The sequence below is a fragment of the Saccharothrix sp. NBAS 001 genome (assembly GCF_056640475.1).
On the sequence record NZ_CM153251.1, the window covers coordinates 6057704 to 6079112 of the forward strand.

At 72.4% G+C, this 21409-nt stretch carries 19 protein-coding genes; 6 read left to right on the forward strand and 13 right to left on the reverse strand.

Annotated features, from left to right (window positions below; genetic code table 11):
• The first annotated feature begins 139 nt into the window (after window positions 1-139).
• The 3 genes from AC0HI0_RS25685 to AC0HI0_RS25695 all read left to right on the forward strand — a co-directional run bounded on the left by AC0HI0_RS25685 (window position 140) and on the right by AC0HI0_RS25695 (window position 2847).
• Window positions 140-658 carry a hypothetical protein gene (locus tag AC0HI0_RS25685; protein WP_480926065.1) on the forward strand — a complete coding sequence of 173 codons (519 nt, stop codon included), beginning with the start codon at window positions 140-142 and terminating at the stop codon, window positions 656-658.
• Window positions 659-770: 112 nt separating this feature from the next.
• Entirely contained in the window at window positions 771-1544 is a 774-nt protein-coding gene (locus tag AC0HI0_RS25690) for a maleylpyruvate isomerase N-terminal domain-containing protein (protein WP_480926066.1), read from the forward strand.
• 124 nt (window positions 1545-1668) lie between these two features.
• Window positions 1669-2847: a glycosyltransferase gene (locus tag AC0HI0_RS25695; protein ID WP_480926067.1), complete on the forward strand. Its 1179-nt coding sequence runs from the start codon at window positions 1669-1671 to the stop codon at window positions 2845-2847.
• On the opposite strand, the gene AC0HI0_RS25700 is transcribed toward AC0HI0_RS25695, so the two are convergent.
• The 3 genes from AC0HI0_RS25700 to AC0HI0_RS25710 form a co-directional block, all read right to left on the reverse strand.
• Complete coding sequence (locus tag AC0HI0_RS25700; protein ID WP_480926068.1) at window positions 2828-3013, reverse strand: DUF397 domain-containing protein; 186 nt, start codon at window positions 3011-3013, stop codon at window positions 2828-2830. The two genes, AC0HI0_RS25695 and AC0HI0_RS25700, sit on opposite strands and share 20 nt — an antisense overlap.
• Window positions 3014-3029: 16 nt before the next feature.
• The gene (locus AC0HI0_RS25705; RefSeq protein WP_480926069.1) at window positions 3030-3890 is read right to left on the reverse strand and encodes a helix-turn-helix domain-containing protein; all 861 of its coding nucleotides are present in this window, start codon (window positions 3888-3890) and stop codon (window positions 3030-3032) included.
• A 160-nt stretch (window positions 3891-4050) separates the two neighbouring features.
• Window positions 4051-4455: a RidA family protein gene (locus AC0HI0_RS25710; protein ID WP_480926070.1), complete on the reverse strand. Its 405-nt coding sequence runs from the start codon at window positions 4453-4455 to the stop codon at window positions 4051-4053.
• 101 nt (window positions 4456-4556) lie between these two features.
• On the opposite strand from AC0HI0_RS25710, the gene AC0HI0_RS25715 reads away from it, so the two are divergent.
• Window positions 4557-4937, forward strand: coding sequence for a winged helix-turn-helix transcriptional regulator (locus tag AC0HI0_RS25715; RefSeq protein WP_480926071.1), 381 nt, complete (start codon window positions 4557-4559; stop codon window positions 4935-4937).
• Between the two features lie 40 nt (window positions 4938-4977).
• Here the strand turns inward: AC0HI0_RS25715 and AC0HI0_RS25720 are convergent, their stop codons facing one another.
• The 3 genes from AC0HI0_RS25720 to dctA form a co-directional block, all read right to left on the reverse strand.
• Window positions 4978-6483, reverse strand: a complete 1506-nt coding sequence (locus AC0HI0_RS25720; protein ID WP_480926072.1) for a glutamate synthase subunit beta — start codon at window positions 6481-6483, stop codon at window positions 4978-4980.
• Window positions 6476-11014, reverse strand: a complete 4539-nt coding sequence (gene gltB, locus AC0HI0_RS25725) for a glutamate synthase large subunit (RefSeq protein ID WP_480926073.1) — start codon at window positions 11012-11014, stop codon at window positions 6476-6478. Before gltB ends, AC0HI0_RS25720 begins: the two co-directional genes overlap by 8 nt.
• A 524-nt stretch (window positions 11015-11538) precedes the next feature.
• Window positions 11539-12906, reverse strand: coding sequence for a C4-dicarboxylate transporter DctA (dctA, locus tag AC0HI0_RS25730; protein ID WP_480926074.1), 1368 nt, complete (start codon window positions 12904-12906; stop codon window positions 11539-11541).
• Window positions 12907-13080: 174 nt separating this feature from the next.
• On the opposite strand from dctA, the gene AC0HI0_RS25735 reads away from it, so the two are divergent.
• On the forward strand, window positions 13081-14010 hold the full coding sequence (locus tag AC0HI0_RS25735; RefSeq protein WP_480926075.1) for a TAXI family TRAP transporter solute-binding subunit: 930 nt from the start codon (window positions 13081-13083) through the stop codon (window positions 14008-14010).
• Here the strand turns inward: AC0HI0_RS25735 and AC0HI0_RS25740 are convergent.
• The gene (locus AC0HI0_RS25740; RefSeq protein WP_480926076.1) at window positions 14000-15370 is read right to left on the reverse strand and encodes a sensor histidine kinase; all 1371 of its coding nucleotides are present in this window, start codon (window positions 15368-15370) and stop codon (window positions 14000-14002) included. The two genes, AC0HI0_RS25735 and AC0HI0_RS25740, sit on opposite strands and share 11 nt — an antisense overlap.
• A gap of 186 nt (window positions 15371-15556) precedes the next feature.
• Here AC0HI0_RS25740 and AC0HI0_RS25745 point away from each other — a divergent pair, with 186 nt between their 5' ends.
• Window positions 15557-16087 (forward strand): AMIN-like domain-containing (lipo)protein, encoded by a 531-nt coding sequence (locus tag AC0HI0_RS25745; protein ID WP_480926077.1) that lies wholly within the window; start codon window positions 15557-15559, stop codon window positions 16085-16087.
• A 9-nt stretch (window positions 16088-16096) separates the two neighbouring features.
• On the opposite strand, the gene AC0HI0_RS25750 is transcribed toward AC0HI0_RS25745, so the two are convergent.
• From AC0HI0_RS25750 to trpC, 6 genes are all read right to left on the reverse strand, one after another.
• Window positions 16097-16765: a response regulator transcription factor gene (locus AC0HI0_RS25750; protein ID WP_480926078.1), complete on the reverse strand. Its 669-nt coding sequence runs from the start codon at window positions 16763-16765 to the stop codon at window positions 16097-16099.
• A 6-nt stretch (window positions 16766-16771) separates the two neighbouring features.
• Window positions 16772-17791, reverse strand: coding sequence for a prolipoprotein diacylglyceryl transferase (lgt, locus tag AC0HI0_RS25755; RefSeq protein WP_480934383.1), 1020 nt, complete (start codon window positions 17789-17791; stop codon window positions 16772-16774).
• Between the two features lie 35 nt (window positions 17792-17826).
• A complete protein-coding gene (locus AC0HI0_RS25760) occupies window positions 17827-18390 on the reverse strand; it encodes a Uma2 family endonuclease (RefSeq protein WP_480926079.1) in 564 nt (187 codons plus the stop codon).
• Between the two features lie 152 nt (window positions 18391-18542).
• Window positions 18543-19328 carry a tryptophan synthase subunit alpha gene (gene trpA, locus AC0HI0_RS25765; RefSeq protein ID WP_480926080.1) on the reverse strand — a complete coding sequence of 262 codons (786 nt, stop codon included), beginning with the start codon at window positions 19326-19328 and terminating at the stop codon, window positions 18543-18545.
• Window positions 19325-20548 carry a tryptophan synthase subunit beta gene (gene trpB, locus AC0HI0_RS25770; protein ID WP_480926081.1) on the reverse strand — a complete coding sequence of 408 codons (1224 nt, stop codon included), beginning with the start codon at window positions 20546-20548 and terminating at the stop codon, window positions 19325-19327. Before trpB ends, trpA begins: the two co-directional genes overlap by 4 nt.
• Window positions 20549-20559: 11 nt before the next feature.
• The gene (gene trpC, locus AC0HI0_RS25775; protein WP_480926082.1) at window positions 20560-21369 is read right to left on the reverse strand and encodes an indole-3-glycerol phosphate synthase TrpC; all 810 of its coding nucleotides are present in this window, start codon (window positions 21367-21369) and stop codon (window positions 20560-20562) included.
• Between the last annotated feature and the right edge of the window lie 40 nt (window positions 21370-21409).

A 21409-nucleotide genomic window follows, 5' to 3' on the forward strand; every position in this document is an offset into this window, starting at 1 on the left:
GTTTTCGCGGCAACCGCATGGGTATCTTCACCCACGCCGGAGTGGTCCGGTGCGCGGTACCGCGCGCCCCTGTCGTCCATACCGTGAAAGCGTCCGAACGAGCCGCTTCCACTCCGAACGGGGACCCGCCATGCCCTGGTTGCGCAGAACCCTCCACACGGCCCTGTGCGCGGCCCTGCTGGGGTCGCTGACCCTGGTGACCGCCCAACCCGCCGCCGCGGTGGGTTCCGGTTGGCAGACCGTGTTCTCCGACCTGTTCGGGTGCGTGAAGGCGTCCGCCGCGATCACCCGGTGGGTGCCCGGGACCTTCAGCGCCAACCACGCGACCGGCGACGGCATCCGGCTCGGCTACGACCTCAACCGGGGGTGCACCAGGCCGGCGACCGGGCAGGGTCGGGTGCGCGTGGTCGCGCAGTTCCTGAACGGCGACGACCTGTGGCAGTTCTGCCGGGGTTCCGCCGACTCCTACGGTGAGTTCGGCTGGCGCGGCGGCGAGTTGCCCGGCCCGTACGGCCCGTCGGTGATCCTGGACTACGGCGGGGCGTCGTGCGGCGCGACGTACTACCGGACGCTGGCCACCGTCGAGTACCTCAAGGACGGCAGGTGGGTGCCCGGTCCCCCGGTCGCCGTCGCGTCGCCCCGGCTCTGGGTCGACTGAGCCGGGGCGCGCCGGGCCTCCGCAGCGGGTGGCGGGCCGACGGGGCGTCGGACGACGTCACCCACCTCCTCGGAGGAAGCGGACGGACCGGCCGGTGCACCATGATTGCGGGATGCCGCTGGACTTCGACCGGTACCGGGCCGAGATCGTCACCCAAGCCGGGCTCCTCGCCCGGCACGTGGTGGCCGCCGACCCGACCGCGCGCGTGCCGGGCTGCCCGGAGTGGACGCTGGGACAGCTGCTGCGGCACGTCGGCGCGGGCCTGCGCTGGGTGACCGGGATCGTCGCCACCCGGGCGGCCGGCCCGGTGCCCGACGACGACCTGCGCGAACTCACCCGGTACCGGGACCACGATCCCGTCCTGGCGGCGACCGAGGTGGTCGCCGCCGCCCGCGCCCTGTCCGACGCCCTGGGCGAGGCCGGCGAGAACGCGCGGGTGTGGACCCCCGTGCCCGGCGGGACCCCGCTGTTCTGGGCCCGCCGGTTCACCCACGAACTGCTCGTGCACCGGGCGGACGCGGCCCAGGCCGCGGGCGCGGAGTACGCGGCGGACCCGGTGGTCGCCGCGGACGCGCTGGACGAGTGGTTGGCGCTGCTCAGCCTGCCGGTGATGGTCGACGTCCGCCCGGAGCTGCGGGAACTCCTCGGGCCGGGCCGCACGCTGCACCTGCACGCCACCGACCACCCGGACGCGGAGTGGGTGGTCGACCTGACCGGGGCCGGGATCGCCTGGCGGCACGCGCACGAGAAGTCGGCCGTCGCCGCCCGGGGTCCGCTGCGCGACCTGCTGCTGGTGGTCTACCGCCGGGAGGCCGCCGACGCGCTGGACGTGGTGGGAGACCGGGCCCTGCTCGACTTCTGGCTGGACCGGGTGAGCTTCGGCTGACCCTCTTCCTCCCACCTCAACGTATAGCCGGTCGGGGGACTTGCGGCAAGACCCCGGGCGGGCCCCAGAATCGTCGTCCGGCCGACCTGGTCGGCTCATCTTCGGCGAGCGGTGGGGAATTCCGATGCGCGTTGTGCTGTCCACGATCGGCTCGCGGGGCGAGGTCGAACCGGTGACGGGTCTGGCGGTGCGGTTGCGGGAACTGGGCGCGGAGGTCCGGGTGTGCGCTCCCCCGGACTTCCGGGACCTCGTGGCGGCACGGGGTTTCGCGTTCACGCCGGTGGGTCCGGAGGTGCGGGGGACGGCGACCGCGCCGCGCCCCGCGCAGCCGCCCGCCCCGGAGCAGATGCGCGAGGCGACCGCCGCGACCGTGCGCACCCAGTTCGAGGCGATCACCGAGGCGGCGCGCGGCGCGGACGTCCTGCTCGGCGCGGGCGGCCTCCAGGTCGCCGCGCGCTCGATCGCCGAATCGCTGGGAATCCGGTACGTCTACGCGGCTTTCTGCCCCGTGACGCTCCCGTCCCCGCACCACCCGCCGCTGGTGATGCGCGGCCTCACCCCGCCCGACGAGTCCGCCGGGAACACGCGGCGCTGGGCCGCCGACGCCGAGCGCTGGAACTTCCTGTTCGGCGAGGCGCTCAACGCCCACCGGGACGGCCTGGGCCTGCCGCCGGTGGCGAGCGTGCGGGACCACGTGTTCACCGACCGGCCGTGGCTGGCCGCCGACCAGGTGCTGGGCCCGTGGCCGGAGCCGGGCGGGGTGTTCCAGCCGGGCGCGTGGACCGTGCCGGACGACCGCCCGCTGCCCGTCGAGGTCGAGGAGTTCCTGCGGGCGGGCGAGCCGCCCGTGTACTTCGGCTTCGGCAGCATGCCCGCGTCCGACGACCTGGGGACGGCGGTGGTCGAGGCGGCCCGCGCGGTCGGTCGGCGGGCGGTCGTGTCGCGGGGGTGGTCCGGTCTGACGCCCGGCTCCGGCACCCTCTCGATCGGCGAGGCGAACCACCAGGCACTGTTCCCGCGCGTGGCGGCGGTCGTGCACCACGGTGGCGCGGGAACCACGACGGCCGCCGCGCGGGCGGGCGTGCCGCAGGTCGTCGTGCCGCACATGTACGACCAGCCCTACTGGGCCGGGAGGGTCGAAGCGCTCGGCCTCGGCACCGAGGGCACGGCCGACCTGGCGGGAGCCCTCGACCGCGCGCTGCGCCCGGAGACCGTCGCGCGGGCAGCCTCCCTCGCCCCCGAGGTGCGCGGGGACGGGGCGCTAGTCGCGGCCCGCCGCCTGCTCAACCCGCCGACCGACTGAACGAATCTCCCTTGGCCGCAACCAAGAACCGCCCAAACCCAACCGACCCGAACCGCACCACACCACCAGGGGCCTTGCTGTCACGCACCGCCACCACCGACGCCAACCGCGCCACCTCCACACAATTGCCGCCGTTGGACCCGCTGTAGCTCGACTTGCGGAACATCGCCGCCTCCCACCGACTAGCTGTAATCGGAGGCAACTCTACGCATGAACCGGCGGCTCTCCTCGTAGCCGAGCGCCACCCCGGTCAGTCTGGCCCAGACCCGTTCGAACACCGCGACCAGTGCCTTCTCGTCCACGTAGCGGAATTCCGCTTGGTTCTCGGTGAAGAAGAACTCCAACGGACCCGCCACACCGGGTGACGGGATCCGCAACAGCACGAACCGGTCCACGATCAGGTCGCTCTGCACCCTGGTCTTGAACGGCAGCACCTGGAGGTGGACGTTGGGCAGCCGCGACAGCTTGATCATGTGGTCGATCTGCTCACGCATCACCTCGGGCGGACCGTACTGGCGGCGCAGCGCCGACTCCGAGATCACGAACGCGATCTCCGGCGCGCCGGCCTTGCGGAACACTTCCTGCCGCGCCAACCTCGCCTGCACCCGCAGATCGAGGTCGCGATCGTCGTCGCTGAGGGCGTAGAGCGCGCGGACGAACGACTCGCACTGCACCAGGCCGGGCGGCACCTCGTTCTCGACCGTCCGGATCAGGTCGCAGTTCTCCTCCAGGTCGACCATGGTGCGGAACGACTCGGAGTACACGCTGCGCACGCCGTTCCACTTACCACGCTGGTGGTTGTTGCGCCGCAACTCCAACAACGCCTCGACGTGCGCCTCCTCGGTGACGCCCAGCCCCTTGAGCAACAGGATCAGGTCGCCCGGGGTGATGCTCGACTGCCCGGCCTCCAGGTCGGCCATCCGGCTCTGGCTCTTCTCGATCAGCGCCGCCGCCTGCGCCTGGGACAAGCCGGTGCGCTCCCGGAGGAACGCGATCTCCTTGCCCAGCAACAACTTCTTCGCGGTCGGCGTGATCTTCGGCATGGCGCCGAGCGTACCGACGCGACGTCCGCCGCCGCATCACACGATCGTGGGACTGCCGCAACTCCGATAATGCTTATCCGCCAACCAAAAGTACTGATTTCGCCGAACACGACGGTCACGCTCTCGCCGACCGCCCCAGCGGCTGACCGGGCGGCTGACCTCAGTCGAGCACGGCGGTGGCCTCGACCTCGACCAGGTGCTCCGGCACGTCCAGCGCGGCGACGCCGACCAGCGTGGCCGGCGCGAGCGGGGTGATGCCGAGCGTCGCAGCCGCCCGCGCGATCCCGTCCAGCAGCAGCGGCATCTTGTCGGGCGTCCAGTCGACCACGTACACGGTCAGCTTGGCGACGTCGTGGAACGTGCCGCCCGCCGCCGCCAGCGCGGTGCCGACGTTGAGGTAGCACCGCTCGACCTGCGCGGCCAGGTCGTCGCCGACCGTGCGCCCCTCGTCGTCCCAGGCGACCTGGCCCGCGACGAAGACCAGCCTCGACCCGCTCCCGATCGCGACCTGCCGGTAGACCTCGACCGCCGGCAGCCCGCCGGGGTTCAGCAACGTGATGGCCATGGCGTGTTCCTCCGCACCGTGCTCTCTTGTGGTTACCGGGGAACCGTAGGAGAGTGTGCGTTGACGTGGAAGAACGCACTTTTCGGTGACGGGGGAACCTCGTGGTGACCAACCAGCTCGGCGACCTGCCGGCCGACGCGGACCTGCGGCGCGCGGACTCGCTGGCCCGCGAGATCTTCTCCGACGTGGCCAACAAGTGGGCGCTGCTGATCATCGAGGCGCTGGGCGAGACGACCTTGCGGTTCAGCGAACTGCGCGACCAGGTCGAGGGCATCAGCCACAAGATGCTCACCCAGAACCTGCGGATGCTGGAGCGCAACGGGTTGGTCGTGCGCGAGGTGCACGCCACCGTGCCGCCGTGCGTCGAGTACACCCTCACCGAGGCGGGCCTGGGGCTGCGCGCGACCGTCGACACCATGTGCGACTGGACCTTGCGCCACCTCGGCCACATCGAGGCCGCACGCGGCCGCTTCGACGCCTGAGGGCCCCGCCGGCGGCGACCGGCGGGGCCTCCCGCGAAACTCAGACGACCGCGAGCGGCAGCTGGTTGGGGATCACCGGGGACGGCAGGTCCGACGACCCGGTCAGGAAGTTGTCCACCGCGTTGGCCACCGAGCGGCCCTCCGCGATCGCCCACACCACCAGGGACGCGCCGCGGTGCGCGTCACCGCAGACGAACACGCCCGGCGACCGGGTCTGCCAGTCCGACCCGCACGAGATCGTGCCGCGCGAGGTGAGTTCGAGGCCCAGCCCGCCCAGCAGCGGCATGTGCTCGACGCCCTCGAAGCCGATCGCCAGCAGCACCAGGTCCGCCGGCAGCACCTCGACCTCCTCCGACGTCGGCACCACCGCGCGCCGCCCGGACGCGTCCTTCTCCACCCGCACCTTGCGCAGCCGGATCTGCTTGACGTGCCCGTGCTCGTCGCCGACGAACTCCTCCACCGCGACCGCGAACTTCCGCTCGCCGGCCTCCTCGTGCGCCGGGTAGGTGCGCAGGATCCACGGCCACACCGGCCACGGCGAGCGCTCGTCGTCGCGCTGCGAGGGCGGCTGCGGGTACTGGTCGAGCTGCAACACCGACGCCGCGCCCTGCCGGGTCGCGGTGCCGTAGCAGTCCGCGCCGGTGTCGCCGCCGCCGATGATCACCACGTGCTTGCCCGCCGCGTCGATCGCCGGCGGGCCGTCGCCCTCGACCGCCCGGTTCGCGGGCACCAGGTGGTCCATGGCCAGGTGGATGCCGGCCAGCCCGCGGCCGGGCGTCGAGGTGTCGTCACGGCCGCGCAGCGCGCCCACCGCGAGCACCACGGCGTCGAACCGGGACCGCAGCTCCTCCACCGTCAGGTCCACGCCGACCTCGCAGCCGGTGACGAACTTCGTGCCCTCCTTGCGGAGCTGCGCGAGCCGCCGGTCCAGGACCTTCTTCTCCATCTTGAACTCGGGGATGCCGTACCGGAGCAGGCCGCCCAGCCGGTCGTCGCGCTCGTAGACGGTCACCTCGTGGCCGGCCCGGGTGAGCTGCTGCGCCGCGGCGAGCCCGGCCGGGCCGGAGCCCACCACGGCGACCCGCTTGCCGGAACTCACCTGCGCCTGGGTCGGCTGGACCAGGCCCTGCTCCCACGACACGTCCGCGATCGCCTGCTCGACCCGCTTGATCGCGACCGCGCCGCCCGCGTCGTGGCTGATCGCCAGCACGCACGCGGCCTCGCACGGCGCGGGGCACAGCCGGCCGGTGAACTCGGGGAAGTTGTTGGTGGCGTGCAACCGGTCCGACGCCTGGCCCCAGTCGCCCCGGCGCACCAGGTCGTTCCACTCCGGGATCAGGTTGCCCAGCGGGCAGCCCGCCGAACCCGAGTGGCAGAACGGGATGCCGCAGTCCATGCAGCGCGACGCCTGGGTCTTGACCTGCTTGTCGCGGGTGTCCGCGTCGAGGTCGAGGTAGACCTCGTGCCAGTCGTCCAGGCGCTCGGCCGCCGGGCGCTTCTTCGCCTCGGCCCGGGAGTTCTTCAGAAAACCGTACGGGTCAGCCACGGGATGCCTCCATGATCGCCTGGTCGACGTCCCTGCCTTCCGCGCGGGCGAGCCTCATCGCTTCGAGCACGCGCTGGTAGTCACCGGGCATGACCTTGGTGAACGACGCGGACCGCCGGGGCCAGTCGCCGAGCAGCGACGCGGCCACGGCCGATCCGGTGAGCTTGTGGTGGCGTTCCACGACCTCGCGCAGCCACCGCAGGTCGTCGCCGCCGGGGCGCTGCAACTCGACCATCGCCGGGTTCACCGACGCCGGGTCGAGGTCGAGCACGTAGGCGATGCCGCCGGACATGCCGGCCGCCAGGTTGCGCCCGGTCGGCCCGAGCACCACGGCCCGGCCGCCGGTCATGTACTCGAACGCGTGGTCGCCCACGCCCTCGGCCACCGCGAGCGCGCCGGAGTTGCGCACGCAGAACCGCTCGCCGACGCGCCCGCGCAGGAAGATCTCGCCGCCGGTCGCGCCGTAGCCGATCACGTTGCCCGCGATCACCTGGCGCTCGGCGGCGAACGGCGCGTCCGGGTGCGGGCGCACCACGATCCGGCCGCCGGACAGGCCCTTGCCGACGTAGTCGTTCGCGTCGCCGACCATCTCCAGCGTGACGCCGCGCGGCAGGAACGCGCCCAGCGACTGGCCGGCCGACCCGGTGAACGTCACGTGGATCGTGTCGTCGGGCAGGCCGTCGCCGCCGAACCGGCGGGTCACCTCCGCGCCGAGCAGCGTGCCGACGGTGCGGTTCACGTTGCGCAGCGGCAGTTCCAGCCGCACCGGGTGCGCGTCCTCCAGCGCCGCCTCGGAGAGCTGGATGAGCGTGCGGTCCAGCGCCTGCGCCAAGCCGTGGTCCTGCTCGCGGACCCGGCGCTTGGCCGTGCGGTACGGGGTTTCCGGCACGTCGAACACCGGCGTCAGGTCGAGCCCGTTGGCCTTCCAGTGCTCGATGGCGCGGTTGGTCTCCAGCAGCCCGGCCTGGCCGACGGCCTCGTCGATGGTGCGGAAACCCAGTGCCGCCAGGTGTTCCCGGACCTCCTGGGCGATGAACTCGAAGAAGTTGACCACGTGGTCGGCCTGCCCGGTGTACCGCGCGCGCAGCTCCGGGTTCTGGGTCGCCACGCCGACCGGGCAGGTGTCCAGGTGGCAGACCCGCATCATCACGCAGCCCGCGACGATCAGCGGCGCGGTGGCGAACCCGAACTCCTCGGCACCGAGCAGCGCGGCCACCACGACGTCGCGGCCGGTGCGCAGCGCGCCGTCCACCTGCACCGTGATCCGGTCGCGCAAACCGTTGAGCAGCAACGTCTGCTGGGTCTCGGCGAGGCCGATCTCCCACGGCGTGCCGGCGTGCTTGAGCGAGTTCAGCGGCGACGCGCCGGTGCCGCCGTCGTGGCCGGAGACCAGCACGACGTCGGCGTGCGCCTTGGCCACGCCCGCCGCGACCGTGCCCACGCCGACCTCGGAGACCAGCTTGACGTGCACGCGGGCCCGCTCGTTGGCGTTCTTCAGGTCGTGGATCAGCTGGGCGAGGTCTTCGATCGAGTAGATGTCGTGGTGCGGCGGCGGGGAGATCAGGCCCACGCCCGGCGTCGAGTGCCGGGTCCGCGCGATCCACGGGTAGACCTTGTAGCCGGGCAGCTGGCCGCCCTCGCCGGGCTTCGCGCCCTGCGCCATCTTGATCTGGATGTCGGTGGCGTTGACCAGGTACTCGCTGGTGACCCCGAACCGGCCGGAGGCCACCTGCTTGACCGCCGAGCGGCGCTCGGCGTCGTACAGGCGCTCCGGGTCCTCGCCGCCCTCGCCGCTGTTGGACCGGCCGCCGAGCCGGTTCATCGCGATGGCCAGGGTCTCGTGCGCCTCGGCGGAGATCGAGCCGTAGGACATCGCCCCGGTGTTGAACCGCTTGACGATCGAGGAGACCGGTTCGACCTCGTCGATCGGGACCGGCGCGCGGTCGGTCTTGAACGAGAACAGGCCGCGCAGCGTGCCGCCCTCGCGGGCCAGCCGCTCGACCTCGGCGGTGTAGTCGCGGAAGACGTCTTCACGGCCGGTCTTCGTCGCGTGCTGCAACAGGAACACGGTCTCCGGCGAGAACACGTGCAGCTCGCCCTCGCGGCGGTAGGAGTACTCGCCGCCGACCTCCAGCCGGCGGTGCACCCGGTCGGTCGGGTTGTCCGGGTACGCGCGGCGGTGGCGCAGCGCGACCTCCTCGGCCAGCACGTCGAGCCCCGCGCCGCCGAGCTTGGACACCGTGCCGGTGAAGTACTCGTCGAGCAGGTCGTGCGACAGGCCGACGGCCTCGAAGACCTGGGCGGCGGTGTACGCGCCGACCGTCGAGATGCCCATCTTGGACATGATCTTCAGGGTGCCCTTGACCAGCGCCGTGACGTAGTTGCGGACCGCCTTGCGCGGCTCGATGCCGGTGATCGCGCCCTGCGAGATCAGGTCTTCGATGGTCTCGAACGCCAGGTAGGGGTTGACCGCCGCCGCGCCGTAGCTCAGCAGCGCCGCGATGTGGTGCACCTCGCGGGCGTCGCCGGTCTCCACGACCAGCGCGACCCGCAGCCGCTCCTTGGTGCGCACCAGGTGGTGGTGCACGGCGGAGACCAGCAGCAGCGACGGGATCGGGGCCAGCCGGTGGTCGGAGTCGCGGTCGGACAGCACCAGCGTGCGCGCGCCGGCCGCGATCGCCTCGGACGCCTCGCGGCGGACCCGTTCCACCGCCTGCCGCAGCGCCGCGCCGCCGCCGTCCACCTCGTACAGTCCACTCAGGACGGTGCAGGCGTAGCCGGGCAGGTCGCCGTCGTCGTTGACGTGGATGAGCTTGGCCAGCTCGTCGTTGTCGATCACCGGGTAGGTGAGCTTGATGTGCCGGCAGCTGACCGGGCCGGGCTCCAGCAGGTTCTGCTCCGGGCCCATCACCCGGGCGACCGAGGTGACGATCTCCTCGCGGATCGCGTCCAGCGGCGGGTTGGTGACCTGGGCGAAGGTCTGCGCGAAGTAGTCGTAGAGCAGCCGGGAGCGCTGGGACAGCGCGGCGACCGGCGTGTCGGTGCCCATCGAGCCCAGCGGCTCCATGCCGCCGACCGCCATCGGGCCGAGCAGGATCCGCAGCTCCTCCTCGGTGTAGCCGAAGGTGAGCTGGCGGCGCACCACGGACTCGTGGCTCTGCACCACGTGCTCGCGGTCGGCGAGGTCGGCCAGCTCCAGCAGGCCGGCGTGCAGCCACTCGTCGTAGGGCAGGTCGTCGGCTAGGCCCGACTTGACCTCGTCGTCGTCCACCAGCCGGCCCTGCGCGGTGTCCACCAGGAACATCCGGCCGGGCTGGAGGCGACCCTTGGCGACCACCTGGTCCGGCGCGACGTCGAGCACACCGGTCTCGGAGGCCAGCACCACGCGGCCGTCGGCGGTCTGCCACCACCGGGCCGGGCGCAGGCCGTTGCGGTCGAGCACCGCGCCGACCAGCGTGCCGTCGGTGAAGGTGACGCAGGCCGGGCCGTCCCACGGCTCCATCAGGGACGCGTGGAACTCGTAGAACGCGCGCCGCTTCGGGTCCATCGAGGTGTGGTTCTCCCACGCCTCGGGGATCATCATCAGCACCGCGTGCGGCAGCGACCGGCCACCGAGGTGCAGCAGCTCCAGGACCTCGTCGAACGACGCCGAGTCCGAGCCCTCCGGGTGGCAGATCGGGAACAGCCGGGTCAGGTCGCCCGGGATCACGTCGCTGGCCAGCAGCGCCTCGCGGGCCCGCATCCGGTTCCGGTTGCCGCGCACGGTGTTGATCTCGCCGTTGTGCGCCACGTAGCGGAACGGGTGGGCCAGCGGCCAGGACGGGAACGTGTTGGTGGAGAACCGCGAGTGCACCAGGGCGATCGCGCTGGCCAGCCGCTCGTCGCGCAGGTCCGGGAAGAACGCCGGCAGCTGGCCGGTGGTCAGCATCCCCTTGTAGACCAGGGTGCGCGCGGACAGCGACGGGAAGTACGTGCCGACCTGGGCGGCGACCGTCTCGTGCTCGACCCGCTTGCGCAGCGCGAAGGTGATCCGGTCGAGTTCCACACCGGACCGGTCGCCGTTCTCGGCGGCCGTGAAGATCATCGAGAAGTGCGGCATGACCGACCGGGCGGTGGGCCCGACGTCGGCCGCGTCCGGGTCGACGGGCACGTCGCGCCAGCCGAGCACGCGCAGCCCCTCCTCCTCCGCGATCCGCTCCGCAAGCGCTTGCGCCTTGGCCCGCTCCTGCTCGGCGGCGGGCAGGAACGCGATGCCGGCGGCGTACTCGCCGGGACCGGGCAGCGCGAAGTCCACAGCGGACCGCAGGAACTCGTCGGGCAGCTGCAGGAGGATGCCCGCGCCGTCACCGCTGGTCGGTTCGGCCCCGGCCGCGCCCCGGTGCTCCAGGTTGGCCAACGCGGTCAACGCGTCGACCACGATGCCGTGCGACCGCCGCCCCTCGATGTCGGCGACCATCGCCACACCACAGGCGTCACGCTCCGCGCGCGGGTCGTAAAGACCCCGTGCGGACGGGATGGCGGAGAAGATCACTGCGCAGACCTCCTTCGTCGTCCTTCTAGAAGACGAGTCCTCGTGTCCAGTTCCTGGGAATCCGGCTGCTGGGCACGGGACGACGATGGCCCGCGTGTTGACGCGACTTTAACAGCCGCGAAACCAGGAGACACCATCCATCGGGTGATCCCAGGCATGGACGCGTAACGATTCAGGTGGGCGGGGCGACATTGAGGCCGACCTTGTTACGCGTTGTTAAGCATATCCGACCGCCGACCCCCGCGCGCGCCCGTGAGAGCTTGCCGACACCACCGCAGGTCACCGACATAGCCCCAGGTCGGAGCAAGTTCACCAGGTCGTGTGACGTTCTCGGGCCGCAGTGCCGGTCCGCTCCCGCTTTTCGCGCTCCGCAGTCACTTCATCACGCTTCGGAGACGCGCAACGGCGGGACGCTCCACGGCGACCGTCCACTCCCGCCACGCGCGCCCCTCCCGGTCCCGACGAGAAGCGGCGGCCCACGGCTCCACCAGCGCGGGGTGGAGCCGTGGGCCGCCGCAACGGGGTCAGCGGGTGCCCGCACCCACCGGTTCGCGGTCCTCCGCGCGGTCGTCGTGGTGGCGGTCCATCAGGGCGTCGACGTCCACATCGGACGGGTTGTCCAGGACCTCCTTGAGCCGGTCCCGGTCGAGCTGGCCCTGCCAGCGCGCGACCACCAGCGTGCCCACGCCGTTGCCGATGACGTTGGTGATGGCCCGCGCCTCGGACATGAACCGGTCGATGCCGACGATCAGCGCGATGCCCACCGCCGGGATGGCGCTGTTCGCCTCGAACGCGGTCAGCGACGCCGCCAGCGTGACCAGGCCCGCGCCGGTCACGCCCGCCGCGCCCTTGGACGCCAGCAGCATGAACAGCAGCAGGCCGATCTGGGTGCCGAGGCCCACGTCGTGGCCGGTGGCCTGGGCGATGAAGATCGCGCCCATGGTGAGGTAGATGCACGTGCCGTCGAGGTTGAACGAGTAGCCGGTCGGGATCGTCAGGCCCACCACGGACTTGTCGGCGCCGGCCGCCTCCAGCTTCACCAGCATCCGGGGCAGCACCGACTCCGACGAGCTGGTGCCCAGCACGATCAGCAGCTCGTCCTTGATGTAGCGCAGGAACTTGAAGATCGAGAAGCCCGCGTACACGCCGACCGCGCCGAGCACCACGACCACGAACAGCAGGCAGGTCGCGTAGAACGACCCCATCAGCCAGGCGAGCTTGCCCAGGATCGTGCCGCCGAACTTGCCGATGGTGTAGGCGATCCCGCCGAACGCGCCGATCGGCGCGGCGTACATGACGATCCGGATGACGCCGAACATCACCTTGGCGACGGTGTCCAGCGCGGACACCACCTTCTCGCCGCGCTTGCCCATGCCGGCCACCGCGACCGCGACCAGGATCGCCACCAGCAGCACCTGGATGAGCTGGCCGTCGGTGAACGCGCCGACGAACGACTTCGGCACCAGCGACAGGATGAACCCGGTCACCCCGGTCTCGGCGGTCTTCGCCTCGGACAGCGTCTTGGACGCGGCCTCGTCGTTGATCGGGATGGCCGGGCCGTGGTGGCCGGGCTGCACGACGTTGACCACCAGCAGGCCGATCACCAGCGCCACCGTGGTCATCGCGGTGAAGTAGAGGATGGTCCGCAGCGCCAGGCCGCCCGCCTTGGCCAGGTTGCCCAGGCCCGCGATGCCGACCACCACCGTGCAGAAGATGGTGGGCGCGATGACGACCTTCACCAGCGCCACGAAGAAGTCCGCGAGCCACTTCATCTCCGACGCCCGGGCCGGGAACGCGTACCCGACGATCACGCCGAGCACGATCGACACCAGGACCCAGAAGTACAGGTGCTTGTAGATCGGTTTGCGCTCACGGGTGTGCGCGGTGGTCACGTCTCCTCCAGGGGTGCCGGTGCGGCGGGGTTGGTCAGTGATCCTGAGCACAGCCCGTACCTGCGACAAGGTGCCCACCGGAAACTTCAGGTCCCTCTGACGTAACACGTCGTTCACTCCGCCGACAGGCCCAGCGCGCGCCCCGCCCCGGGTGGCGGGGCCTAGGCTGCCGGGGTGCGCGTGTCCCGGCGTTCGGTGCTGCTCGCCGCCCTCGCGGCGGGGGTGCCGGCGTGTTCGGCGACCGACCCGCCGCCCCCGGCCGAACTGGTGCTGGCCACCGGACCGGACGGCGCGGTGTTCCGGGAGGTCGGCGGCGCGCTCGCCCGCGCCCTCGCCGACCGGCTCCCCGACACCCGGGTGGTCGCCCGCGACACCGCCGCGTCCGTGGAGAACGTGCGGCTGCTCCAGGAAGGCTCGGTCCACTTGGGACTGTCCTCTCTGGACGCCACCTTCGACGCCCCGCTCAGCGCCGACGACCCGGGCGGGATCAGCGCCGTCGGACGCCTCTACGACAGCTTCCTCCAGGTCGTCGTGCCGGCCGGGTCGGACCTCACCCGGCTCGCCGACCTGGCGGGCCTGCGGGTGTCGTTCGGCCCGCGCGAGTCCGGCACCGAGTTCACCGCCACCCGCCTGCTCGACCTGCTCGGCATCCGGGTGGACGCCCGGCGCATGGCGCACGCCGAGGCCGGCCGGCAGCTCGCCGCGGGCTCGATCGACGCGATGCTGGCGCTGACCGGCATCCCCACCCCGGCGATCGGCGACCTGCCGGAGACCTTCCCGATCCGCCTGCTCGACCTGCCCGACGAGGCCGTCCGGCTCGCCGACGCCCACCCCGGCCCGTACGCGCCGGTGACCATCCCGGCCACCACCTACCGGGGCATCGGGCCGTGCCGGACGTTCGCGGTGCCCAACCTGCTGCTCGCCCGCACGGCGCTGGACGCGTCCGTGGTCGAGGTCGTGACGCGCACCGTGTTCACCGAGTCCGCCCGGATCGCCGCCGGCCACCCCGAGGCCAGTCGGATCAACGTCCGGACCGGCATCGCGACCGGCGAGGTGCCGCTGCACCCCGGCGCGCAGCGCTGGTTCCGCTCGGTCAAGCGCTGAGGGTCCGGGAACCGAGGGTCACCACGGCGTCCAGGCCGTGCGGCTCGACCGGCAGCAGGCGGAGTTCACCGCCCGCGCCGGCGATGAGTTCCGCGCAGATCGACAGGCCCAGCCCCGTGCCGGCGGTGTTCTGGTGCTTCGGCGCGCGCCAGAACCGCTGGGCCGCCAGCGCCCGCTCCCGCTCCGTCAGGCCCTCGCCGTCGTCGGTCACGTGCAGGTCCACCCGGTCGCCGGCCGGCTCGCCCCACACCCGGATCCGGGTCGCGCCGGACAGCCGGATCGCGTTGCCGACCAGCTCGTCCAGCACGCTGCCCAGCCCGCCGGGCGGCTCCAGCACCCGCAGGCCCGGCGGCACGTCCACGATCAGCTCGACGTCCCCGGCCAGCGCCCGCCAGCCGGGCGCGTGCGTGCTCAGCAGCGCGTCCACCTCCACGGGCTCGGCGGCGGACGCGCTGTCCAGGCGGGTCGCGGCGAGCAGCGTGTCCAGCACGCGGCCCATCTCCTCCGCCTCGTCCACCGCGATCCGCTGCGCCTCCCGGCCCTCGTCGTCGGTCACGTGCGGGGCCAGGTTGTCCACTGCCAGCCGCAGGCTCGCCAACGGGTTGCGCAGCTGGTGGGAGGCGTCGGACACGAACGCCCGCTGACGGCGCAGCGCGCGCCCCACGACGTCGACCATGGCGTTGAACGACGTCGCCAGCCGGCGCAGCTCCGGCGGACCGCCGACCTCGTCGGCCCGCGCGTCCAGCTGCCCGCTCGCCACGGCCGCGGTCGCGTCGTCCAACCGCCGCACCGGCCGCAGCACCCACCGCGACATCGGCCACGCCACCGCCACCACGCCCAGCATCGGCACCAGGCCGATCAGCGCGAGCAGGCCCCACTGGCGCAGGATCGCCCGCCGCAGGCCGTCGGTGGGCGAGATGGTGACCACGGCGGCGACCACCTCGCTGTCCCGCCCGACCGGCTCGACCACCACCAGGTCGACGCCCTCCCACGGCCAGACCGACTGGTCCGCGTCGCCCCGGTAGCCGCTGAACGCCGCGTCCAGCCCGGCGGCCACGTGCGGGTCGGTCAGCGGGAACGGCAGCCGCGAACTCTCGATGACCGAGCGGTCGGTGCCGATCAGGGCGGCGGCGATGCCGTACAGGCGGTCGTAGCGGTCGAGTTCCTCGCGCAGCGCGGTCCGCCGGCCGGAGGACAGGGCGTTCTCGGCGAGCGAGGCGAACCGGCCCGCGTCGCCCAGGCGGTCCAGGTAGGTCTCCTGGCTCTCCCGCTGCACGACCGCGAACGCGAGCGGCACCCCGAGCGCGGCGACCAGCGCCACCAGCAGCGGCACGATGAGCACGAGCAGTCGGCGGAGCATCACACCTCGTCAGGGGTCCGGCCCATCCTGCCCCATCCACCCCCGAACGCCGGACCCTGCACCGAACGGGTGATGGCAACGCCCAATCGGGTGACAATCGGTCGAACCACGCGCAACCGGACCGAGGTGACCGGCGTCATGGGGAGGTCGGATCAGCCGACATCGGGCAAGAGGGGGATGGTGACAATGCTGCGTCGTGTGGTGTTGACGGTCGCCGCCGTGGTCTCGGCGCTGACCGTGGTCACGGTGCCGGCGGCCTCGGCCGCGCCGGTCGCGTGCGGGGTCGACTGGGGGTCGCTGCCCAAGCAGGCGGCGGCTGCGCACCGGGGCAACCTGACCGACGTCCGGGCCGGTCGGCAGGAGTGCTACGACCGGCTGGTGTTCGACTTCCGGGGCGAGAACGACGGGTACAGCGTGCGGTACGTGGACGAGGTCTACGAGGACGCGACCGGCAAGCCGGTGCCGCTGCGCGGCGGGGCGAAGCTGCTGATCGTCCTGGAGTCGCCCGCCTACGACGAGCACGGCAACCCCACCTACACCTTCGCCGACCGGACCGAGCTGGTGGACGTGTCCGGGTTCCCGACGTTCCGGCAGGTCGCGTGGGCCAACTCGTTCGAGGGCCAGACCTGGGTCGGCCTGGGCGTGCGCGCCCGGCTGCCGTTCCGGGTGTTCACGCTGCCCGGCCGGGTCGTCCTCGACGTCGCCCACCAGTGGTGAGCTGACCGCTCAGGAGTGGGCCGCCACCCGGTAGCCCACTCCTCGGACGGTCTCGATGCGGACCGCGTGGCCGACCTTGCCGCGCAGCGCCGCGATGTGCGTGTCGAGGGTGCGCGACGGGGCTTCCCAGTGCGCCTGCCACACCTGGTCCACGATCAGGTCCCGGCTGACCACCGCGCCCGCCCGGCCGACCAGCAGGGCGAGCAGGTCGAACTCCTTGCGGGTCAGCGGCACCGGCGAGCCGTCGACCACCGCCTCGCGGGTCGCCGGGTCCAGGGTGAGCGCGCCGAGCGTGACCCGGTCGCCGAGGTCCTCCGCCGCGCGGGCGGACCGGGTGCGGCGCAGCACCGCCTCGATCCGGGCCAGCAGCTCCGCCGTGCCGAACGGCTTGACCACGTAGTCGTCCGCGCCCGCCCGCAGGCCGAGCACGCGTTCCCGCTCCTCGCCGCGCGCGGTCACCGTGATGACGGCGGTGCCCGGCCGGTGGCGCAGCTCGCGCAGCACGTCCAACCCGTCCCGGTCGGGCAGGCCCAGGTCGAGCAGCACCACGTCGGCGGGCGGCGCGGCCAGTGCGGCGGCCGCCGTCGCCGCCCGGTGCACCTCGTAGCCGGCGTGCCGCAGAGCGGTCAGCAGACCCCGCGCAACCCGGTCGTCGTCCTCCACGACGAGGATGCGCACGGCGGTCTACTCGTCCGACTTGGCCGCCGGTTCGGTGCCCGGGACCTTGGTCGCCTCGGATTTCGCGTCCGGTTCCACGCCGGCCTTCGCGTCGCCCTCGCCGGCTTCACCGTCCGGATCGGCCCCCGCCGCCCCGTCCGCCGCAGCCGTGCCGGCGGTCGCAGCGTCACCGCGCACGATGACCTCCCGGTCGCCCTTCTTCGCCGCCAGCACGAAGTAGACGACCGCACCGAGGAACACCACCACCGACGTGATGACGTTGACCCGCAGCCCCAGCACCTGGGTGGCCGGGTCGGTGCGCATGAGTTCGATCCAGAACCGGCCCGCCGTGTAGCCGGCGACGTACAGCGCGAACACCCGCCCGTGGCCCAGCCGGAACTTCCGGTCGGCCCACACGATCAGCAGCGCGACGCCGAGGTTCCACAGCAGCTCGTAGAGGAACGTCGGGTGCACGACCATGATCGGCGTGTGGTCGATCGCGACGCCCGCCAGCTCGTCCTTGAAGCCGGTCGCCGGGTCGATCCGCTCGTAGATCTCCAGGCCCCACGGCAGGTCGGTGGGACCGCCGTAGAGTTCCTGGTTGAAGTAGTTGCCCAGCCGGCCGATGGCCTGCGCGGCGACGATGCCGGGCGCGAGCGCGTCGGCCATCGCGGGCAGCGGGATGCCCCGCTTGCGGCACGCGATCCAGGCGCCGACACCGCCCAGCGCGATGGCGCCCCAGATGCCCAGGCCGCCGTTCCAGATGGCGAAGGCCTCCCAGGGGTTCTTGCCCTCGCCGAAGTACTTGTGCCAGTCCGTCGCGACGTGGTAGAGCCTGCCGCCGACCAGCCCGAACGGCACCGCGAACACTGCGATGTCGGTGACCTCGCCCTTGAGGCCGCCGCGCGCCACCCACCGCCGCTCGCCCCAGTAGATGGCCACGATGATGCCGGCGATGATGCACAGCGCGTAGGCGCGGAGCGGGATGGGCCCCAGCTGCCACACACCCCGGTCCGGACTGGGGATCGTCGCGAGGAAAGTCGTCACCACGGACCCCACCGTAGTCGGTGGCGAAAATCCGCCTACGCGGACAGCTCGATTGTTACCGGGAACGGCCGCTCGAACCGGAGCACGCCGCCGTCACTGCGCGCGACCTCGACGTACTCGTCGCCCGACAGCTCGAACAGCGTCGCCACGGCCACGTCGTCCTTGGGGTCCACGACCAGGTAGAACGGCACCCCGGCCTCGGCGTACCGCTGCCGCTTGATCCCGTAGTCCTTGAACCGCGTGCTCGGCGACACCACCTCGCCGACCAGCACCATCGCCCCGGCGGGCAGCGTGAGCCCGTGCGGACCCGGCGTGTTCACCGTGAAGTCGGGGATGAACATGCACGCGTCGGACAGGCGGACGTTGATCCCCGTCGTCGCCTCCAGGTCGGGCGGGCACGCGGACTCCAGCGCCATCGCGATCCGGAACAGCAGCCGCTGGTGCCGGTACACGCCGAGGGGGCTCATCAGGAGCGTCCCGTCGACGAGTTCGACCCGTTGCCGGTGGTCCTCGGGCAGCGCGAGCACGTCGTCCACGGACCACGGGCCCTCGTGGTCGAGCATCGACGGCTCGGGCGCGACGTCGTTGGGCAGTGCCACCGGGCATCACCTCCAGGAATCGCCCGACGCACGCCAGTGTCGCACGTCGGTTCGGGAACGGGCTTGATCATGAGCCCAGCTTCCCGACGCCCACCGACAATTCCGGGGCCTGATCAGGACCCCGGACGTCGGTTCACACGATGGTGTGCACTTCAGGCCGGGCTGGGCACCGCCCGCACGCCCTCGGCCAGGTCGCGGGTCAGCGCCGCCACGCTGCCGTCCTGCACGGCGGTCACGAACGCCGAGCCGACGATGACCCCGTCCGCGAACGCCGCCAGCTCCGCCGCCTGCGCACCGGACCGCACGCCCAACCCCACCGCGATCGGCATCGAGGTGTGCTCCCGCACCCGCGCGACCAGCTCCGGGGCCGCCGTGGACACCACGTCGCGGGCCCCGGTCACCCCCATCACCGACGTCGCGTACAGGAACCCGCGCGACGACCGCGCGTTCAGGTCGATCCGCTCGGCGGTGGAGGACGGCGCGACCAGGAAGATCCGGTCCAGGTCGTGCGCGTCGGCCGCGGCCAGCCACTCGTCGGCCTCGTCGGGCACCAGGTCGGGGGTGATCAGGCCGAGCCCGCCGGCCGCCGCGAGGTCGCGCGCGAACGCGTCCACCCCGTAGCGCAGCACCGGGTTCCAGTACGTCATCACCACGGCCCGACCGCCGGCCGCGGTCACCGACTCGACCACGCCGAACAGGTCGCGCACCCGGAACCCGCCGCCGAGCGCCTGCTCGGCGGCCCGCTGGATGGTCGGCCCGTCCATCACCGGGTCGGAGAACGGCAGCCCGACCTCGACCACGTCGCACCCGGAGTCGACCATGGTCCGCAGGACGTCCTTGGACCCCTCGACGGAGGGGTACCCGGCGGGCAGGTAGCCGATCAGCGCGGCCCGCGACTCCGCCCGGCACGTCTCGAAGACCCCGGCAAGCCTGCTCATGACTCCACTCCCAGCCCGAACCACTTGATCGCGGTGTCCATGTCCTTGTCGCCCCGACCGGACAGGTTCACCACGATCAACCCGTCCGGGCCCAGCTCGCGGCCCAGGACCAGCGCGCCGGCCAGCGCGTGCGCCGACTCGATGGCCGGGATGATGCCCTCGGTCCGGGACAGCAGCGCGAACGCCTCCATGGCCTCCGCGTCGGTCACCGGCCGGTACTCGGCGCGGCCGGTGTCCTTGAGGTGCGCGTGCTCCGGGCCGACGCCGGGGTAGTCCAGACCGGCCGAGATCGAGTGCGCCTCGGTGATCTGGCCGTCCTCGTCCTGCATCACGTAGGACATGGCGCCGTGCAGCGACCCGGGCGTGCCCACGGTCAGCGTCGCGCCGTGCCGGTCGGTGTCGATGCCGTCACCGCCGGGCTCCAGGCCGACCAGCCGCACGGACGGGTCGTCGATGAAGCCGTGGAAGATGCCGATCGCGTTGGACCCGCCGCCCACGCACGCCGCGACCGCGTCGGGCAGCCGGCCCGCCTGCTCCAGCACCTGGGCGCGGGCCTCGATGCCGATCACCCGGTGGAAGTCGCGCACCAGCACGGGGAACGGGTGCGGACCCGCCGCCGTGCCGAGCAGGTAGTGGGTGTCCTCGACGTTGGCCACCCAGTCGCGCAGCGCCTCGTTGATCGCGTCCTTCAACGTCCGCGACCCGGTCTTGACCGGGATGACCTCGGCGCCGAGCAGCCGCATCCGCGCCACGTTCAGCGCCTGCCGCTCGGTGTCGACCTCGCCCATGTAGACGACGCAGTCCAGGCCCATCAGCGCGCACGCGGTGGCCGTGGCGACGCCGTGCTGGCCCGCCCCGGTCTCCGCGATGACCCGCTTCTTGCCCATCCGCTTGGTGAGCAGCGCCTGGCCCAGCACGTTGTTGATCTTGTGCGAGCCGGTGTGGTTGAGGTCCTCGCGCTTGAGGAACACCCGCGCGCCGCCGGCGTGCGCGGCGAACCTCGGGACCTCGGTGAGCAGCGACGGCCGCCCCGCGTAGTCGCGCAGCAGCCGGAAGAACTCGTCCAGGAACTCCGGGTCGACGCGCGCCTTCTCGTAGAAGGTCGCCAGCTCGTCCACCGCGGCGATGAGCGCTTCCGGCATGTACCGGCCGCCCCACGGCCCGAAGTGGCCACGCTCGTCCGGGTCGTGGGGTGTGGGTGCCAACTGGCCGCGCGCCATGCGCTGCTCCCTTATCGGCTCGGCCGGGGACACGCGGGGTGCGACCCCGCCGTCACCAGCTTGTTGACCGCGACCTTGGGGTCGCCGCTCGTCACGAGTGACTCGCCGACCAGCACCGCGTCCGCGCCCGCACCCGCGTACGACATCAGGTCGCCCGGCCCGGTCACCCCGGACTCGGCGATCTTGATCGTCTCGAAGGGCAGACCGGGCGCGATCCGGCCGAACACGTCCTTGTCCACTTCCAGCGTGTGCAGGTTGCGCGCGTTCACGCCGATGACGCTCGCCCCGGCCTCCAGCGCGCGGTCGGCCTCCTCGGCCGTGTGCACCTCGACCAGCGCCGTCATGCCCAGCGATTCGACCCGGTCCAGCAGCGACACCAGGGCGTTCTGCTCCAGCGCCGCCACGATCAGCAGCACCAGGTCCGCGCCGTGCAGGCGCGCCTCGTGCACCTGGTAGGGGCTGACGATGAAGTCCTTGCGCAGCAACGGAACACCGACCGCGGCCCGCACCGCGTCGAAGTCCGCCAAGGACCCGCCGAAGCGCCGCTGCTCGGTCAGCACGCTGATCGCCCGCGCGCCGCCGAGTTCGTACTGCGCGGCCAGTTCCGCGGGCTCCGGGATCTCCGCCAGCGCGCCCTTGGACGGGCTGCGCCGCTTGACCTCCGCGATCACGCCCACGCCCGGCGACCGCAGGACCGCCATCACGTCCTGCGGCGGCGCCACCTTCGCGGCCTTCTCCCTGAGCACGTCGAAGGGCAGTTCCGCCTCGCGCACGGCCAAGTCCTCGCGGACGCCCTCGATGATCGACTCCAGAACGGTCATCCGAGCACCTCGCCCGTGTCCGTCAGTCCATCCGTTTCGC

Coding starts and splice junctions, on each gene's coding strand:
- AC0HI0_RS25690 (WP_480926066.1), top strand. CDS start 771: ATGCCGCTGGACTTCGACCGGTACCGGGCCGAGATCGTCACCCAAGCC.
- AC0HI0_RS25695 (WP_480926067.1), top strand. CDS start 1,669: ATGCGCGTTGTGCTGTCCACGATCGGCTCGCGGGGCGAGGTCGAACCG.
- AC0HI0_RS25700 (WP_480926068.1), bottom strand. CDS start 3,013: ATGTTCCGCAAGTCGAGCTACAGCGGGTCCAACGGCGGCAATTGTGTG.
- AC0HI0_RS25705 (WP_480926069.1), bottom strand. CDS start 3,890: ATGCCGAAGATCACGCCGACCGCGAAGAAGTTGTTGCTGGGCAAGGAG.
- AC0HI0_RS25710 (WP_480926070.1), bottom strand. CDS start 4,455: ATGGCCATCACGTTGCTGAACCCCGGCGGGCTGCCGGCGGTCGAGGTC.
- AC0HI0_RS25740 (WP_480926076.1), bottom strand. CDS start 15,370: ATGCTCCGCCGACTGCTCGTGCTCATCGTGCCGCTGCTGGTGGCGCTG.
- AC0HI0_RS25745 (WP_480926077.1), top strand. CDS start 15,557: ATGCTGCGTCGTGTGGTGTTGACGGTCGCCGCCGTGGTCTCGGCGCTG.
- trpA (WP_480926080.1), bottom strand. CDS start 19,328: ATGAGCAGGCTTGCCGGGGTCTTCGAGACGTGCCGGGCGGAGTCGCGG.
- trpB (WP_480926081.1), bottom strand. CDS start 20,548: ATGGCGCGCGGCCAGTTGGCACCCACACCCCACGACCCGGACGAGCGT.
- trpC (WP_480926082.1), bottom strand. CDS start 21,369: ATGACCGTTCTGGAGTCGATCATCGAGGGCGTCCGCGAGGACTTGGCC.